This window comes from Bradyrhizobium sp. BTAi1 (assembly GCF_000015165.1).
Lineage (GTDB): Bacteria > Pseudomonadota > Alphaproteobacteria > Rhizobiales > Xanthobacteraceae > Bradyrhizobium > Bradyrhizobium denitrificans.
Genome location: NC_009485.1, coordinates 1,233,696 through 1,250,379, shown reverse-complemented (window position 1 = coordinate 1,250,379; position 16,684 = coordinate 1,233,696). Strand labels below are relative to the sequence as shown.

The 16,684-nt window shown below is 66.4% G+C and carries 14 protein-coding genes; 5 read left to right on the top strand and 9 right to left on the bottom strand.

Going from position 1 to position 16,684, the window contains the following annotated elements; genetic code table 11:
* Nucleotides 1-32 precede the first annotated feature (32 nt).
* Nucleotides 33-413, top strand: a complete 381-nt coding sequence (locus BBTA_RS05550; RefSeq protein WP_012041467.1) for a response regulator — start codon at nt 33-35, stop codon at nt 411-413.
* A 950-nt stretch (nt 414-1,363) separates the two neighbouring features.
* On the opposite strand, the gene BBTA_RS05545 is transcribed toward BBTA_RS05550, so the two are convergent.
* From BBTA_RS05545 to BBTA_RS05515, 7 genes are all read right to left on the bottom strand, one after another.
* On the bottom strand, nt 1,364-2,533 hold the full coding sequence (locus BBTA_RS05545) for a mandelate racemase/muconate lactonizing enzyme family protein (RefSeq protein WP_041750358.1): 1,170 nt from the start codon (nt 2,531-2,533) through the stop codon (nt 1,364-1,366).
* Nucleotides 2,534-2,567: 34 nt separating this feature from the next.
* Nucleotides 2,568-3,272, bottom strand: coding sequence for an SDR family NAD(P)-dependent oxidoreductase (locus BBTA_RS05540; protein WP_041750357.1), 705 nt, complete (start codon nt 3,270-3,272; stop codon nt 2,568-2,570).
* Complete coding sequence (locus BBTA_RS05535; RefSeq protein ID WP_012041464.1) at nt 3,269-4,339, bottom strand: ABC transporter substrate-binding protein; 1,071 nt, start codon at nt 4,337-4,339, stop codon at nt 3,269-3,271. Before BBTA_RS05535 ends, BBTA_RS05540 begins: the two co-directional genes overlap by 4 nt.
* A gap of 18 nt (nt 4,340-4,357) precedes the next feature.
* Nucleotides 4,358-5,197, bottom strand: coding sequence for an ABC transporter permease (locus BBTA_RS05530; RefSeq protein ID WP_012041463.1), 840 nt, complete (start codon nt 5,195-5,197; stop codon nt 4,358-4,360).
* Nucleotides 5,190-6,017 (bottom strand): ABC transporter ATP-binding protein, encoded by an 828-nt coding sequence (locus BBTA_RS05525; protein ID WP_012041462.1) that lies wholly within the window; start codon nt 6,015-6,017, stop codon nt 5,190-5,192. The genes BBTA_RS05530 and BBTA_RS05525 overlap by 8 nt, the downstream gene beginning before the upstream one ends.
* Before the next feature lie 78 nt (nt 6,018-6,095).
* Complete coding sequence (locus BBTA_RS05520; RefSeq protein WP_012041461.1) at nt 6,096-7,040, bottom strand: dihydrodipicolinate synthase family protein; 945 nt, start codon at nt 7,038-7,040, stop codon at nt 6,096-6,098.
* Between the two features lie 25 nt (nt 7,041-7,065).
* Nucleotides 7,066-7,881 carry an IclR family transcriptional regulator gene (locus tag BBTA_RS05515; RefSeq protein WP_012041460.1) on the bottom strand — a complete coding sequence of 272 codons (816 nt, stop codon included), beginning with the start codon at nt 7,879-7,881 and terminating at the stop codon, nt 7,066-7,068.
* A gap of 229 nt (nt 7,882-8,110) precedes the next feature.
* On the opposite strand from BBTA_RS05515, the gene greA reads away from it, so the two are divergent.
* Together greA and BBTA_RS05505 are read left to right on the top strand one after the other, a co-directional pair.
* A complete protein-coding gene (gene greA / locus BBTA_RS05510; protein WP_012041459.1) occupies nt 8,111-8,593 on the top strand; it encodes a transcription elongation factor GreA in 483 nt (160 codons plus the stop codon).
* A 27-nt stretch (nt 8,594-8,620) separates the two neighbouring features.
* Complete coding sequence (locus tag BBTA_RS05505; protein ID WP_012041458.1) at nt 8,621-9,085, top strand: metallophosphoesterase family protein; 465 nt, start codon at nt 8,621-8,623, stop codon at nt 9,083-9,085.
* Nucleotides 9,086-9,140: 55 nt separating this feature from the next.
* On the opposite strand, the gene BBTA_RS05500 is transcribed toward BBTA_RS05505, so the two are convergent.
* Nucleotides 9,141-11,489: a phosphocholine-specific phospholipase C gene (locus tag BBTA_RS05500; RefSeq protein ID WP_012041457.1), complete on the bottom strand. Its 2,349-nt coding sequence runs from the start codon at nt 11,487-11,489 to the stop codon at nt 9,141-9,143.
* A gap of 192 nt (nt 11,490-11,681) precedes the next feature.
* Here BBTA_RS05500 and BBTA_RS05495 point away from each other — a divergent pair, with 192 nt between their 5' ends.
* The gene (locus tag BBTA_RS05495; RefSeq protein ID WP_083780607.1) at nt 11,682-12,557 is read left to right on the top strand and encodes a MurR/RpiR family transcriptional regulator; all 876 of its coding nucleotides are present in this window, start codon (nt 11,682-11,684) and stop codon (nt 12,555-12,557) included.
* A gap of 38 nt (nt 12,558-12,595) precedes the next feature.
* On the opposite strand, the gene BBTA_RS05490 is transcribed toward BBTA_RS05495, so the two are convergent.
* The gene (locus BBTA_RS05490) at nt 12,596-15,262 is read right to left on the bottom strand and encodes a TIGR02302 family protein (protein ID WP_012041455.1); all 2,667 of its coding nucleotides are present in this window, start codon (nt 15,260-15,262) and stop codon (nt 12,596-12,598) included.
* A gap of 1,229 nt (nt 15,263-16,491) precedes the next feature.
* Here BBTA_RS05490 and BBTA_RS39860 point away from each other — a divergent pair.
* Nucleotides 16,492-16,683, top strand: a complete 192-nt coding sequence (locus BBTA_RS39860) for a hypothetical protein (RefSeq protein ID WP_148221398.1) — start codon at nt 16,492-16,494, stop codon at nt 16,681-16,683.
* Nucleotide 16,684 lies beyond the last annotated feature (1 nt).

Here is a 16,684-nt window from a genome sequence, read left to right as displayed (position 1 = left end):
GCGCGGGACCCATGAGACGGAGATGAAACGACATGTCGCGCGTGCTGATCGCCGACGACGAAGAATCGATGCGGACGCTGGTCGCGCGCGCCATCGCCATGGATGGACATGAGATCGTGACGGCGCAGGACGGGGCCGAGGCGCTCGACATCCTCACGCGCGAGAACGGCGCCTTCGACCTGCTGCTGACCGACATCCAGATGCCCATCATGGATGGCATCGCGCTGGCGCTGTCGGCCGCGCGCGACTATCCCGACCTGGTCATCCTGCTGATGACGGGCTTTGCGCATCAGCGCGAACGCGCTTCCAACCTGCAGGCGATCGCCCATGACGTGATCACCAAGCCGTTTTCGGTCGCCGACATCCGTACCGCGGTCGCCGACGCCCTGGCGTCGAAGGCGGCCAAGGCGTAGCACATGCGCATCGCGCGCCGGAGGCGACGCTTTGGACGGCTCTGGCATGGCGGATCTGCTGACAGCTGCGATCCTCGCTGACGCGCCAATCTCCGCTGTCGTCCCGGCGAAAGCCGCGATCGATAAACACCCATGGTGATCGGGAGGCGCTGCCGGTCCACCATCCTGCGCCATCCCATCTCCCCGTGGTGATGGGTCCCGGCTTGGCGCCCCCCACTGTGCTTGCGCGCGTTGACGGCTTGCCCGGGAAGACATGGGCGTTTGAGGCACGCGCGACGACCCCAGCTGCCGCTTCGCGCCCCTCGCATGGTCGTCGAACGCATATAACCCTCTCGCCTCCGTCATAGCGAGCGCGGCAAAGCAGTCCAGAGTTGTGAGCGGGATTCTGGATTGCTTCGCCGCGCTCGCAATGACGCCTGAGCTGCCATCTCGTTTCCCAACTCATCCAGTGGATATGCGCCCGCATTCCCGCGGCATGTCCATGCCCGAGCTCTGCTAATCTGCGTCGCCCTCACAAGAGTCGAAGGGCGCAGGGAATGCCGGGCGAAGGCCTCGTCCATGGCCCGCCTGCGGAAAGACATGCAGGCGGCAGGTACCACAGGTTCAGCCGACAATCCGGCATTCCCTGCGCGACGGGTTTACGGCTGCTTCGCGATCTCCCCGGTGCGCCGCCCGGCGACACAAGGCCTCACGCTGCGACAAACTGGCTCGACGGGCAGTTGGCGCAAAGCTGTCATGAGCGAACTGCCCGTCGGGCGTATGACCACGCGCTCCGCACTCTGTGTCGCCCCGGGCAAGTCCGGCACGCGCAGCGTTGACGAGCGCCGACCTCAGACACATGCGCCGCGGCAAATGGGGCTGGGCGACATCGAACGGCCATCCTGCCTCGAACATCTCCCGGTGGTTATGAGTCCGGAATCTGCGCGCTTGTCCGGGACGATACCCTCGTTTCACGCACTGAGCGCGCGCATCTCGGCGTAGAGATCGGACTTGCCCTCGAAGCCGATGCCGGGGAGGTCTGGCATGGTGATGTGGCCGTCGATCACCTTGACGCTGTCGGCGAAGCCGCCATAGGGCTGGAACAGGTCCGGGTAGCTCTCATTGCCGCCGAGGCCGAGGCCGGCGGCGATGTTGAGCGACATCTGGTGACCGCCATGCGGGATGCAGCGGGATGGCGACCAGCCATAGGTCCTGAGCACGTCGAGCGTGCGCAGATATTCGCAAAGGCCATAGGACAGCGCGCAGTCGAACTGCAGCCAGTCGCGATCAGGGCGCATGCCGCCATAGCGGATCAGGTTGCGCGCGTCCTGATGGCTGAACAGGTTCTCGCCGGTCGCCATCGGCCCGGGATAGAAGTCGGCGAGCGTCGCCTGCAGATGATAGTCGAGCGGATCGCCGGCCTCTTCGTACCAGAACAGCGGATAGTCGCGCAGCATCTTGGCGTAGGCGATCGCAGTCTCCAGGTCGAAGCGGCCATTCGCATCGACCGCGAGCTGATTGTTCGGACCGATCTCGACGAGCACGGCCTCGATGCGCTGGCGATCCTCGTCGATCGGCGCTCCGCCGATCTTCATCTTCACGACAGTGTAGCCGCGCTCGAGATAGCCGCGCATCTCGCGGCGCAAGGCCGAGAGGTCCTTGCCCGGATAATAATAGCCACCGGCGGCGTAGACGAATACGCGGGGATCAGCTTTGCGGTTATGGCGCTCGGCGAGCAGACGGAACAGCGGCTTGTCGGCGATCTTCGCCACCGCGTCCCAGATCGCCATGTCGAGCGTGCCGACCGCGACCGAGCGCTCGCCATGACCGCCCGGCTTCTCGTTCATCATCATCGCCGCCCAGGCCTTGTCGGGGTCGATGTTGTCTTTCGTTGCATCAAGCAGCGAGGCCGGATCGGCCTCCAGCAGGCGCGCACGAAACCGCTCGCGGATCAGGCCGCCCTGGCCATAGCGGCCATTGGAGTTGAAGCCGTAGCCGACGACGGGGCCGCCGTTGCGCTCGACATTGGTGATGACCGCGACCAGGCTCGACGTCATCTTGGTGAAGTCGATATAGGCGTTGCGGATCGGCGATGAGATCGGCTTCGTCACCTCGCGGACGTCGACGATACGAACGGTCATGGTCATTCTCCTGGTCGTGGTCGCACGCGCCGCGTCAGAGGGAGGCACCTGCGCAGATGGTGATGGTCTGTCCGGTGATCGCGCTCGCCTCCGGGGACAGCAGAAAGGCGGTGAGCGCGGCGACCTCGGCGGGATCGACGAAGCGGCCCATCGGCGGCAGCACCGGCGCGGTGCCGGCGCGGCTGGGATCGCGCAGGAACGGCGTGTCGGTGGCGGCGGGGGCGATCACGTTCACGGTGATCCGGCGCGGCGCGAGCTCGATCGCCCAGGACCGCGCAAGGCCGGTGAGTGCGGCTTTGGTGGCCGCATATTGGCTGCGGCCGGCAGCGCCATTGGCGGTGCGGCTGCCGATCAGCACGATGCGTCCGCCCTCGCCCATATCAGGCGCCAGCGCATTGGCCAGCGCCTCCGCGGCACCGACATGGACTTGCCACATGCCCTCGCCGCTGTCAGGCATGAGCTCGCCGAGCCGGCCGACACGCATGTAGCCGGCGGCATGAACGAGCGCGGTCACCGTGCCGAGGTCCGCAAGCTGCGCGATCAGCGCGTGCGGCTCCGCCAGATCAGCCTGCTGGCCGACGAAGCCGGCATGCGTCCAGTCCGGCAGCGCGCGGTCGATGCCCGTCACATGCCAGCCGCCCGCGAGCAGGCGCTCGGCAATGGCACGGCCGATGCCGGAGCTGGTGCCGGTCACCACCGCGTGGCGCGCGGAACGACGTTCGTGATCCCCTGCCGTCATCCCTTGTACGCAGCCGCCTCGGCCTTGACCTTCACCGCATCGAAATTGTTGATCCTGTCGATCAGCTCGTTGGTGTAGAGCGCAGCATAGTCCTTGATGTCCAGCCCGTTCATCGCCGCTTCGGTGCGGAACTCCTGCTCGTTGATCGCGCCCATCTGGGTGTTGGCATAAGGCGGCGCGTAGAGCTTGATGCGCCGACTGATCGACTGCAGCACAGCCTTGACGGCTTCGTCCTCGCTGGCGCCACGCGGCGCCGTCTCCGGGTACATCTTGAGAAACGCCCTGGCGCCGGCAGCGGGATTGGCGAGCAGGAACTGCGATGCCTTGCACACCGAACGGCCGAAGCCGATCAAGAGATTCCTGTCCTTCTCGAAAGTCTGAGGCATCGCCATGAGGAACTGGCCGCCGACCATCGGGATCGTGGTCGGGCGCTGCAGGTAGCTCATCTCGATGCCGGCGGCCTCGATCTGGCCAAAGCCAGTATCGAAATAGGCGAGTGCATCGATGACGCCACGCTGCAGCGCGACGCCGGCCGGCGTGCCGTTGCCGACCGCCACCCAGCTCACATCCTTGTCCGGATCGAGGCCGAGCGCCTTCAGCACGTTCCTGGTGACCGGATATTCGGTGGCGCCGAAATCGGACACGCCGATCTTCCTGCCCCTCAGATCCGTGTAGCTCTTGAGTGCCGAGCCGGGCGGCACGGCAATGTCCCATTTGTAGGGGTACGTGTACTGATAGAACAGTTTCGCGCCGCTCCATTCGCCCTTGGCGAGCAGCGGCAGCGCCGTCGACGGCACGCCGACGCCGATTGTGACGGAGCCGCGATCGGTCGCGACCTGGACGTTGGCGTTGGTGCCGAGCGCCTGCACGTCGAGCGAAAAGCCCTCCTGCGCGTTGTAGCCGAGCGCCTCGCCGATCACGCAATTGATGACGGTGGCGTTGAGCGCCTTCAGCCCGACGCCGAAGCGAGTCTTCTTCGCGTCCGCTGCCATCAGGCCGGCCGGTGCGCCACTCATCAACAACGCCGCACCGGCGCTGCCCGTCAGGAATGACCTGCGCGAAATCATGTTCGTTCCTCCCGGTTTTTATTTCTTTCGATTGGCGCCCCAATGCACGACCTTGGCCTCGCACCAGCGCACGATGCCGTGCAGCACGATGCCGAGCACGCCGAGAATGATCAGCGCGGCGAACACGCCGGCGACGTCCGACACCGCCTGCGCCTGGGTGATCACGACGCCCATGCCGCGCTGCGCGCCGAGGAATTCGGCGACGATCGCACCGAGCAGCGCATAGACGACGGCCATGTCGAGCCCGGCGAAGATGAAGGGCGCGGCGTTGGGCAGCTTGACGATGCGGTAGGTCTCGAGCCGCGACGCCGACAGCGAGCGCATCAGATCGAGGCGCTCCGGCTCGACCGCGCGCAGCCCCGTGAAACTGTTGATCAATACCGGGAAGAACGACAGCAGCGCCGAGATCGCGATCTTGGAGCCGTCGCCGAAACCGAACCAGATCACGATCAGCGGCGCGATCGCCACCTTGGGAAGGCTCTGCAGCGCGAACGCATAGGGCATCACGAGACGCTCGATCGCCTCGACCTCGGCCATCAGCGAGCCGATCACGAGGCCGAGCCCGACGCCGATGGCGCAGCCGACCGCGGCATTGCTGAGCGTGCTCCACAGCGGCAGATAATAGCCGAGCGGACTGGCGGGGCTGACGGCCAATCCGGACCACAATGCGCGGACCACCGCTTCGGGCTTCGGCAGGATGTAGGATGGGATGTTCAGCAGCTTGACCGCGGCGATCCAGCTCAGGATCAGCACGGCAAGACCGATCCAGGCGATCGGCGAACCGAGACCGAGACGGCGGCTAGGCTTTGTCGGCTTCGGGGTCATGGCGGGCGCGGCGATGTTGGCAAGGTCAGTCATGGCCGTGCTCCTGCGCGTTCAGGAGTCCGCGAACCTCCTTGGCCAGCCGCGCATAGTCCGGGTGCAGGACGATGTCGTCGAAGGTCCTGGGCCGCGGGATCGGGACGTGCAGATCAGCGAGGATGCGGCCGGGGCGCGCCGACATCACGATGACGCGGTCAGCGAGGAAGATGGCTTCCGAAATCGAGTGGGTGATCAGCAGGATGGTCTTGCGGTTCTCCTGCCAGATGCGCTGCAGCTCGAGGTTCAGGCGCTCGCGCGTCAGCGCATCGAGCGCACCGAACGGCTCGTCCATCAAGAGGATCTCGGGATCGCGCGCCAGCGCGCGGCAGATGCCGGCGCGCTGCTGCATGCCGCCGGACAGCTCGTAGGGATATTTGTCGCCGAACTCGCCGAGGCCGGTCACGGCGAGCAGGCGCTCGATGCGGTCGGCCGCGGGCGCATGCTTGCCGCCGACACGCAGCGGCAGCCGCACATTGTCGCGCACCGTCATCCACGGCAGCAGATTGGCCGCCTGGAACACCACGCCGACCTTGCGCGAGGGACCTGCAACCGCCTCGCCGTCGAGCAGCAGGCGGCCGTCGCTATAACCATCCAGCCCCGCGAGCAGCCGCAGCAAGGTGCTCTTGCCGCAGCCGGAGGGACCGACGACGCAGACGAACTCGCCTGGCTTGATGTCGAGCGAGATCCGGCTCAGCGCATGCACCGCCGCGCCCGAGGCCGAGACGTAGGTCTTGGACAGCTGGTCGATCGCGATCAGCACGTCATCCGGCGCGGCAGATGGGCGCCGGGGCGTATTGTCGACATCCATCATCAGCATGAGCGTCGTCCCTGGATTTGTTTTGCTTGTCGTTCGTCATCGCAGGCAGCCGGGCCCGGACGCCTTGTCGTCAAAAGCTCAGGCCGCAGCCTGCACCGTCAGTCCGGCCGCGGCGACTGCGGCGCGGATCGCCGCCATCTCCTCGGCGCTCGGCGCATGCGTCGGCGGGCGCACCGTGGCGTCGCGGATGACGCCGGCGACTTGCATCGCCGCCTTCATCCGGCCATGCGCCTCGCCGGTCGGCTCGCCCGCGCCGTAAACGGCATCCTTCAGCGGATCGATCATGCTCTGCAGCTTCATCGCGAGCTTGAGATCGCCGGCGACGACCGCGGCAAACAGATCGTGGATCAGATCGGGGATCAGCGAGGCGAAGCCGACCAGCGCGCCGTCGACGCCCTGCACCATCGAGGCCAGCAGATATTCGTCGTGGCAGGTGAGCAGCGCCTTGTGCGGCGCCGCAGCGCGGATCGCCTTGAGGTCGCGGGCGTATTTATTCATCTCGCGGGTGCCGATCTTGAACGCCTGCACATGGTCGAGGCGGGCGAGCTCGGCAAGCAGCTCCGAGGAGAACGAGGCGCGGGTCCAGGCCGGATAGACGTGCACAATCAGCGGCAGCTTCGTCGCCTCGCCGATCGCGCTGAAATAGTCGAGGCAATGCTCGCGCTTGAAGCCGAAGCGCAGCCAGTGATGCGGCGGCATGATGTCGAGCGCGGCGGCACCGGCCTCCTTGGCCATCAGCGCGTGCTCGATGCCGTCCTTGATGCCCTCGCAGACGACGGAAGAAATCGTCGGGCAGATGCCAGTGAGCGCCTTGGCGACGATGCGCGTGACCTCGGCGCGCTCCTTGGCGGTGAGGCTGAACACCTCGCCGGTGTGGCCGTTGGTCATGATGCCGACGATGCCGCGGCGCTTGCCGAGCCAGGCGGCGTAGCGCGACAGCTCGGCCTCGTCGATCGAATGGTCGGCATCGAAGGGGACGGCGATCGCCGGTATGATCCCCTTGAAGTTGGTCATGACGCTCATCGCGGGCTCCTCATTGTTCGGATGGTCATCGGTTCGAGACGGTCGCGACGGCGCCGCCCATCGCTTCGAGCGCGCGCGACAGCTGGGCCGCAGCGCGGAGCAAAGGCGCCACGCCCATGCGCTCGAACGCCTCGGCCGATATGCGCATGGTCGGCGCGGCGACGCTGATGGCGGCGAGCGGCACGCCGTCACGATCGATCACGGGCGCGGCGAGCACGCACAGCCCCGGCGCATTCTCCTGATTGGACAGTGCGTAGCCGGCGGCCTTCACCTGACGCAGGCGCTGCAGCAGCGCGTCGAGATCGGTGATCGTGGTCTCGGTCCGCTTGATGCGCGGCTGCGCCTCGAGCACGGCGACCTGCGTCTCCACCGGCAGCAGCGACAGAAGCGCCTGACCGACGGCAGTGGAATAGACCGGCGCGCGGCTGCCGATGCGGACGTCAACCCCGAGCCGGACAAGGCCGGCCTGGATGCGCTCGACATAGACGATGTCGCTGCCGTCGAGCACCGCGAGCGAGGCCGCCTCGTTCATCTCACCAACCAGGCTGCGCAGGATCGGACGCGCCTGATCGCGCAGCTCTGAGCGTGCGATCGCGTTGAAGCCGAGGTCGAGACATTTCAGCGTCAGGCGGAAGCGTCTGGTGTCACCGACCTTCTCGACATAGCCGAGCATCACCAGCGTGTTGAGCAGGCGGAAGGTGGTGCCCTTGTCGAGCGCGGCGCGGCGCGCGACGTCGGCGAGCACGAGCTCCGGCTCCTCGCTGGTGAACGCGTTGAGCACGTGAAAACCCTTGGCCAGCGACTGCACGACGCTTTTGCCAGCCTTGCTGTCCTCGTCCACGGGACGCTCCGACGTTTCCTAAGGGGACCCGCCTTGACGGCGAGCATTCTGATTTGCTAAAGTTCGGATTGCGAACTTAAGTTCGTATATCTAAGCGTCCAGAGCTTCCGCTGTCAAGCCGGCGAAGACGGCTTGCGCGCGCGTGATCGGACGGCTTGAAATCCGCCCACGTCGCATGATCTCTCCCCCAATGGCCGCGCCGTGCGGCTCGTTGCAGGAGTCGCCCCGCGTGAGCGTCGCATTCACCAAGGAAGAGAGCGCCGAGACGGCGGCCGAAACGCAGCTGCCCGACCGGCCGGTGTCGCCGCATCCGAACCTGGTGACCGAAGCGGGCCTGAAGGCGCTCGAGGATCAGCTGCACCAGGCGCAGGCGGCCCATGAGGCGGCGCAGGCCATCGAGGACGTCAACGAGCGCCGCCGCGAATCCGCGCTGCCGTTGCGGGATGCGCGCTATTTCGCAACACGGCTGCGGACCGCGCAGGTGATGCCGCAACCGAGCTCGACCGAGACGATCGCGTTCGGCAGCACCGTGACGTTCGAGCGTGGCGACGGCCGCGTGCAAACCTATCGTATCGTCGGCGAGGACGAGGCCGATCCGAAGCGCGGCATGATTTCCTATGTTTCGCCGGTGGCGCGGCTGTTGATGGGCAAGTCGGTCGGCGACGTCGTCGAAATGTCCGGCCAGACGATCGAGATCACCGCGATCGCGTGATGCGGCCGGTAATGGCGGCGAGAGATCATGCGGACGATCGGGATCATCTCCGACACTCACGGTCTGTTGCGGCCAGAGGCGGAGCAGCGTCTGGCCGGTGTCGCCCACATCATTCACGCTGGCGATATCGGCCGCGCGGAGCTGATCGCGCGGCTTGGCCGGATCGCACCGGTCACCGCGATCCGCGGCAACATCGACACGTCGGACTGGGCAAAGGCGTATCCTGAGACCCGGACGGTGCAGCTGGAAGGCCGCTCCTTCCACGTCGTGCACGACGTCCATGACCTTGAGATCGATCCCGCAACGTCGGGCATCGATGTCGTCATCTCCGGCCATTCGCATCGCGCGCGGGTCGAGACACGCGACGGCGTGCTCTATCTGAATCCGGGCAGCGCCGGACCGCGCCGCTTCAAGCTGCCGATCACGCTGGCGATCCTGGAGGTCTCCGCGGGCGGCCTGTCACCCGTCATTCACGACCTCGGCAGCGGCTGAGACACATGAAAAGGGCGCCCGCAGGCGCCCTTCCCAACGGCCTAGGATGTGCTTGTCAGAAGCAATCATCCAGCGCCATGCCGGGGTCGCTGAACGACGGCCGGCCGGTCTCGACGTGGCCTGCGACGCGGCGATAGAAGCTGTCGTCGCTGTCGCTGGTGACGACGAAATCGTACCACAGTCCCGACTTGCGCAGATGCCAGTACAGCTCCTTCGGGCGCCCCGGCCCGGACACTTTGAGCTCCCACTCCGTGGCGGCACCGCCATGGCTGGGTCCGGGGAAGAAGCTCGGCGCACCGAAGCCGAAGCCCGGCGCATCGAAGTCGGGAGCCGGACGGAAGCCGGGCACCGCGCCGAAGCCCACCGGATGGAAGCCGGGCTGCGGACCGAAGCCGGGGCATTGCGGCTCCAGCGCAGCCGAGATTGCAGCGGTGACCGCGCGCAGCGGCCCGTAGATCTCGTTGGACTGCACCGTGAAGTGCAGGTGACCATGGCCGTCGTTGCGCAGTTGCATGTGCAGGCCGCCATCATGGACGTTGTAGCCGACGAAGATCTCGGGATTGGCGGCGTGCGCCTGCTTCACCTTGCCGAGGTCGCCCTTGAAATGACGGTGGAAGCCGTTCGGGCCGAGCACCCAGAGATCATACAGCCCATCATTGCCGACGCTCCATTCGTCGTCGAGCATCTTGCCGGCCTCGACCGTGTAGCGCCGCGGAATGAGGTCGAGATGCAGCTTGTCGTAGACGTGGAACACCGCTCCGGCGAAGCCGGTGTTGGCGAACAAGAGCTTCACCTTGCCGCCGGCCGGATCGACCTTCGACGTGGCGTGCAGGATGTAGGGCAGCGGGCGCGAATAGCGCACGCCGGTTTCCTGGAACAGCGGCTGCGGCGTGGCGGGCGCGACCGGCGCCGGCAAGGTCTTCTGATGCGCGTCCGACTCCTGCCAATTGCTCTGGTCGGGCAGTTCCGGGAAGCACGGATCGTTGGGGCTGGCGAAGTCGAACGCCGAGGTGAGATCGCCGGACACGGCGCGATGCCACGGGCTGATGGCCTCGACCTTGATGCCGAAGCGCTTCTCCAGGAAGCGGCCGACCGAGGTGTGGTCGAACACCTGCGAGTTGACCCAGCCGCCCTTGCTCCACGGCGACACCACATACATCGGCACGCGCGCCGACAGGCCCCAGGGCCGGATGTTGCCGCTGATCGTATCCGCCGCCGTCAGGACGTTGCCGACGGTGTTGGAGAAATACTCGCCGTCGAGCGGCAAGGTCGCCTTGCCCATCAGCTTGCCGCTCGCGTCGTAGGACGGCACCGCCGGCGCCGGCAGATGATCGAAGAAGCCGTCATTCTCGTCGAAGGTGAGGAAGAAGACGGTCTGGCTCCAGACCTCGGGATTGGCCGTCAGCGCTTCCAGCACCTGGTCGGTGAAATTGCCGGCACGGGTCGGGCTGCCGCCGCCGGGATGCTCGGAATTGGCCTGGGTCGGCAGGATCCACGACACTTGCGGCAGGGTGCCGGCCATCACGTCGGCCTTGAGGCGATCGAGATAGTCCGGACCGCCGGTCAGGCCGTGCACGTAGTTCGGATCGCCGGGCTGGGCGTGGCGGAAACTGGAGAAGGCGAGGCAGCCATGCATCGCGCCGGTCCAGTTGTCGTTCATGTCCTGATAGATGTGCCAGCGGACGCCGGCCTTGTTCAAGAGATCCGGCAGCGTGTCCCAGTTGAAGTCGCTGCCGACATATTTGTAAGTAGCCTGCGGCTGCGGCTGGCCGGCCACCCAATTATGCGGATTCGGCCAGCAACGCAGATTGTTGGGCTCGGCGTCGTTCGTGGTGCAGTTGATGCCCTGAGCGCGCAGCGCCGGGTTGAAGTTGGAGCCGGACCAGAACACGATGCGGTTCGGGTCGGTGCCGGTGGTGATCGAGGCGTGATAGGCGTCGCAGATCGTGAACGCCTCGGCGAGCGCGAACTGGAACGGAATGTCGTCGCGGCCGAAATAGCCCATCGCATAGGGCGTCTTGTACTTCGCCCAATAGCCCATCTTGCCCTGGTTCCAGGCGGCCTGGCTGTCGCCGAAGGAATGCGGCGTGCCGTAGCCGACCAGCGCGTTGGAGGTGGCGGAGTCGCGGTGATAGGGCGGAATCTCGCGGGTGCCGTCGGACTGGAACCACACCGGCTTGCCGCTCTCGAGCGGAATCGGGAAACGATCACCAAAGCCGCGCACACCGCGCAGCGTGCCGAAATAGTGGTCGAAGGAGCGGTTCTCCTGCATCAGGATCACCACATGCTTGACATCCTGGATGGTGCCGGTCCGGCGCCGCGCCGGAATGGCCAATGCCTGACGGATACTGGCGAAGGCAGCCGCCGCCGTGGCGCCTGCGAGAAAATCGCGACGTGTTGTCATGTCGTTTCGGCCCTATGAAATCCCTGGGACAACGGATTCTGGACGACGGGAATGACCGCCCTCCGTTCGAGAACAGCCGAGGTGTAGCAGTGTGACTTGACGTTGCTGTGAAAAATTTATTTAGAAAATGATTCTGGATGAGATTTTCTCAGTCTCCGATAGAACAATGGTGGCATGGAGAGCGAGGCGAGAATGGTGGGGTCGACATTCAATTCAGCACCATCGGTGAACGGCATCCTGTCGCGCATCCGCGAGTTGCTGCCCGAGCTGCCGCCGAAGGCGAGGCAGATCGCCGAGCTGATCGCCGCGCAACCCGAGCCGTTCGTCCACAAGTCGATCACCGAGGTCGCCGAAGCCTGCGATGTCAGCGAGGGCACGATCGTCTCGTTCTGCCGCCGCGTCGGGGTGCGCGGCTTCCAGGAGCTCAAGATCATGCTGGCGCGTGACCTGATCGAGCCGGTCCGCCTGATCCAGGAAGACCTGCATCGGGGCGACGATCCGGCGACGGTGACGGACCACATCTTCGCCGCCCATGCCGCCTCGCTGCAGGAGACGCGCCGCCTGCTGTCGATGGAGGCGCTGGCGGAGGCGACCAGGCTGCTGCGCGAGGCGCAGCGGATCGAGATCTATGGCATCGGCAGCTCGGCGCCGATCGCGCAGGACCTGTCCTATCGGCTGCTGCAGCTCGGGCTCGCGGCCAATGCCATCGTCGATTCCCATGTGCAGGCGGTCAGCGCCGGGATGACCGGGCCCGGTGTCGCGACGGTCACCGTGTCGCATTCCGGCAGCACGGTCGAGACCGTGCTGGCGACGCGGCTGGCGCAGGCCGCCGGCGCTCGGACCATCGGCATCACCCGGCTCGGCAAGTCGCCGCTCGCGGCGCATTGCGAGGTGCTGCTTTATACGGTCGCGAACGAGACCCGCTACCGGCCGGAGGCGATGAGCAGCCGCGTCGCGCAGCTCGCGATCATCGACACGCTGGTCAGCTGCTGCGCCCTGACCGACACCGAGCGCTCGGTCGGGCGGCTGCAGCATGCCGCGCGGATCCTGTCCGAGAAGCGCTACTGACGCCGGCGCAGACCTCCGGCCGCGCGCCGGAGACGGCCTCAATAATCCTTCAGCAGCCGCTCGATGTAATCGAGCTCGACCTGCGGCCGCGACGGATCGGCGAGACGGCGGCGCAACTCCTCGAGAATGCGGCGGACGCGCTGGACGTCGATCTCGCCGGGAATCTTCTGCGAGAAATCGTCGATGTCGCGGGTGTTCGGCAGCGGCCGGCCGAGCGGATCCGTCGGGCTGTTGGCCTGCCGGCCGCGGCCGTCGCGCGCGCCCTGGCCCGGCTGGTCGCCGTCGCCCTGCTGCATCGCATCGGCCAGGCTCTGCGCGCCCTTGCGCAGCGCGTCCAGCGCCTTGCCCTGCGATTCCACCGCGCCATCGGCATTGTTGTCGCCGAGCTGGCTGCCGGCATCGCCCATCGCGCCATCGGCCTCGTCGAGGCCGTCGCCGGCATCCCCCTGGTCGCCTTGATCGCCCGGCTCGCCTTGCTGACCCGGCTGTCCCTTCTGGCCTTGCTGCCCCTTCTGGCCCTTTTCGCCCTTCTGGCCCATGCCGCGCTTGGCGAGCTGCTCCTGCAGCTGCTTGAGGCGGTCGCGCAGCGCCTGCTGATCCTGCTGCAGGTCGCCCATGCTCTGGTCCTGGTCGCCCTGCTGCTGTTTGCCGCGGTTGCGGTCGCGCCGCGAATCCTGGCCCTGCTTGAAGGTCTTGTCGCGGAGCTGCTGCTGCTTGCGGATCATGTCGCCGAGCTCGTTGAGCGCCTGCTCCATGTCGTTGTCGCCGCCCTGGTTGGGCTGCGCCATCTGCAGATTCTCCAGCATCTGCTGCAGCTGTTCGAGCAGCTCGCGCGCGCCCTCTTTGTCGCCCTGCCGCGACAGCCGCTCCATGCGGTCGATCATGTTCTGCAGGTCCTGCTGGCGCAGCATCTTGGTGTTCTGATCGAGCGGCCGCTGCGCCATCTGCGGATTGTTGCGCAGCTGCTCGGCGAGCTGGCGCATGTAATTGTCCATCGCCCGGCGCAGATCCTCGGCGAGCTTCTTGATCTCCTCGTCGCTGGCGCCACGCTCCAAGGCCTGCTTGAGCGCGTCCTGCGCGGCGCGCAGCGCCTTGTCGACATCGGAGATGTTGCCGTCCTCGATGGTGACCGCGAGCGCCCACAGGCTGGCCACGACCTCGCGCAGCGCGTCGTCGGTGCGCGCCGCCTCGAGCTGGCGCGTCACCGAGCGCAGGCCGAGATACTGGCCGGGCTCCGGCGTGAACAGCTCCGGCGCGATCGCCAGCGCGTCGAGCGCCGTGAACACCTCACTGTTGCGGTTGGCGTCGAGCGCCAGGACACGGCGCTGCTCGATCAGCGCCCGCGCCAACGGCTTGGTGAACAGCCGCTCCGGCAGCTTGGTCTCGAACGGCTCGCTCTTGCCCTCATTGCCGGCCTCGTCCTTGGCCGTCAGCGTGATCGCGACGTCGGCGCCGGCATAGGGATCCTCGCTGAGATCCTTGACGGTCTGGCCGACCCCGTTGCGGGTGCGGGCATTCGGCAGCACCAGCGGAAACTCCGGCGGCTGGAACAGCGGCCGCGCTGCCGCCGCATTCGCCGTGCTGTCGGGCGCCTTGCCCTCGGACGCCTTGCCGTCGGCCGGCTTGCTCTCGGCGGGACGCGCGACGATCTGGGCCCGCGCTTCGGTGACGCCGTAATCATCCTCGAGCTTGTAGGACAGTTTCAACGAGCCGCGCGCCTGCCGCTCGGGGTCCTTGGCCATGCTGATCACCGGCGGCCGGTCCGGCGTCGCCGCGAACACCCATTGCGGCTGGCCCGAGGGCGCGCGCACATGGGCGGTGCCGTCGGCCTTGATCGTGAAATGCCGTTCGGTCGCGCCCTTCGGCGCGGCCTCGCCGGCCGCGATCTCGCCGGGCGCGGCCTCGGCGACGCCGCCGCTGGTCACCACGTCGAGATTGCCGCCGCTGGAGCGGATGATGAGCGTGCTGCCGGCCGGCACCACGATCGGACCGTTGGCCGGCACCGCGCCTTCCTTGTTGGCGGCGGAGAGAATGATCGGCGGCTTGGCGGTGTAGAGCGGCGGCTTGATCCAGGCATCGACCCGGATCGTGACCGGCGTCATCACGCCGTTCCAATCGAACGCCGAGGCGATGCGGATCCGGCGTTCATCGCCGGCGGCAAAATAGGTCGCGACCAGCAGCACGATGACCAGCGCGCGCACCGCCCAGGGGTCGTGCAGTGACAGCCGCGGCCGCGGCGTGCCGGCGCGGATGCGCTTGACCGAGGCGAGCGTGCGCTCGCGCTGCGCCTGCCACAGCGCCTGGGCGATCGGATCCCGGCTCGACAGCGTGTCGCTGAGCGCCGTGGCGGGACGGTGGGCGATGCCGGAGCCGCGATCGAGCCGCGTCAGGCCCTCGTCGCGGGTCGGCCAGCGATAGCGCAGCATCGGCAGCGCCGCGCCGACCAGAAGCAGCAGAAACAGCACGATGCCGACGGCGCGGGCGGCGAATGGCAGGCCGAGCCAGAGGCCGGCCCAGGACACGATCAGGAACAGGCCGATCACCGTGAGCAGCCGCGCCAGATGCGGCCAGCCACGCTCCCAGGCGATAGCGAGACGGGCCCGCTTGAGCGCCTGCGTCAGCTTGAGCCGCGCAAGGCCATCGTTGGCCAGCCCATCGGGGGTGCTGCTTGCCGGCCGCGCCGGCTCGGGGGTCTCGCCGCTCAACGATGTCTCCAGGTTGCCCGGACCTAGACGCTAACACAAAGGCGCCGGTGAGGCACCCGTTCCCCAGCCACTTTCATGCCATCCCAGGCCGTCCACACGGGAGTGTGACCGAACGGGTTCCCGGAAAGCTACGGGGGGCGCGCTGGCGGGCCTCATGGTTCGAGACGCGCCGCAAGCGGCGCTCCTCACCATGAGGGTTTGGCCGTGAAGTCGGCGCGGCCCGTCGGCCGTGACTACCTGCCCCTGGTGACGAGCGCGCCGGCTTCGATCTGCATGTGTCACGTTCGGGGTCCAACCTTCGCTCCTCACCCTGAGGAGCCCGCCGCAGGCGGGCATCTCGAAGGGCGAGGCCCAACTGCCGATCACGCGGTTCTTTATTTGTGAGAACCTGCGCGAATGGGTGAGACCGACGTCGCCACCGGAACCGCGCCTGCAGCTTCGATCTCGCATGCACATCCGTTCTCGCGGCGTGGTCTCGCCCGAGCTTTGCGAACAGGTCTCTCCCTCCGGAAACAAGAGGGCGCAGGGAAGGTCGGGAGCTGGCCTCTCCCATGGCCCGCCTGCAGAAAGAAAAGCAGGCGGCAGTCACCACAGGTTCGGCCGACACTTCCGGCCTTCCCTGCGCGATGGTATTACGAATTATACGCGCTCTTCCCGGGGAACGGCTGTCTTGCCCCCGTCGCAGCCGACTCGTCATCGGCCGCTTGGCATCAGCACCGCGATGCCAGAACCACGCGACTTCCTCGTCGCACCGGGATCGTTCGTCCGCGCGAGCAAGCCCACGCTGCGCCCCAATGCGCCCACCGCATCCCGCACCCGACGTCCGTGACGATCGCGAAGCGCCCCCTCAGCGGGACGGGATGCGGGGAGTAGAGCACGATTTCGGATAAAGCGCAATTACTATTTTATTTGAGCGGTCGGATGGGCAAGTTGGGCTTGAAAAGGTTTGTAATTTGGCCGTTCAACCCTGCGCGCAGCCAACAGACTGGGCCCGGACGGATGGCTAGCAAGACCACTTTTGACCCTTCGGACCTACAAAACGGTGCGCCCCACATCGAGCCGGACAGTTCAGCGCACAATAACCAGACCTCCTGGCGCCTCTGCCTAACCGACGGCGTGCGCTTGGATGGTTCGTTCCGGCAATATCTCCGTCACATTAAATAGTTTATTCGTGTTTCGTAGTATAAGGTAACCATCTTACCATGGTTTCATGATCTCAGAGACATCTGATGGGAAATGCAAAAAATTCCGGTCCCGAGGAGACTCTTCAGATCACGATCCCGGTCGTGACCAAAAAGAGTTTGCGGATGAGATCTGCCGTAAGCGGCGACACCATGCGTGTCATCGTTCTGAAGGCGCTTTCAAAGGCCGGCATTCGCGTGCCAGACGACGAATTGCTCGATCGTAGAAAGCCAAAGTAGA

Bases quoted from the DNA above. Each gene is read 5' to 3' on its own strand.
- BBTA_RS05530 (WP_012041463.1), bottom strand. From the start codon at position 5,197: ATGACTGACCTTGCCAACATCGCCGCGCCCGCCATGACCCCGAAGCCG.
- BBTA_RS05550 (WP_012041467.1), top strand. From the start codon at position 33: ATGTCGCGCGTGCTGATCGCCGACGACGAAGAATCGATGCGGACGCTG.
- BBTA_RS05520 (WP_012041461.1), bottom strand. From the start codon at position 7,040: ATGAGCGTCATGACCAACTTCAAGGGGATCATACCGGCGATCGCCGTC.
- BBTA_RS05495 (WP_083780607.1), top strand. From the start codon at position 11,682: ATGGTGGGGTCGACATTCAATTCAGCACCATCGGTGAACGGCATCCTG.
- BBTA_RS05525 (WP_012041462.1), bottom strand. From the start codon at position 6,017: ATGCTGATGATGGATGTCGACAATACGCCCCGGCGCCCATCTGCCGCG.
- BBTA_RS05540 (WP_041750357.1), bottom strand. From the start codon at position 3,272: ATGACGGCAGGGGATCACGAACGTCGTTCCGCGCGCCACGCGGTGGTG.
- BBTA_RS05535 (WP_012041464.1), bottom strand. From the start codon at position 4,339: ATGATTTCGCGCAGGTCATTCCTGACGGGCAGCGCCGGTGCGGCGTTG.
- BBTA_RS05500 (WP_012041457.1), bottom strand. From the start codon at position 11,489: ATGACAACACGTCGCGATTTTCTCGCAGGCGCCACGGCGGCGGCTGCC.
- BBTA_RS05505 (WP_012041458.1), top strand. From the start codon at position 8,621: ATGCGGACGATCGGGATCATCTCCGACACTCACGGTCTGTTGCGGCCA.
- BBTA_RS05545 (WP_041750358.1), bottom strand. From the start codon at position 2,533: ATGACCGTTCGTATCGTCGACGTCCGCGAGGTGACGAAGCCGATCTCA.
- BBTA_RS39860 (WP_148221398.1), top strand. From the start codon at position 16,492: ATGGGAAATGCAAAAAATTCCGGTCCCGAGGAGACTCTTCAGATCACG.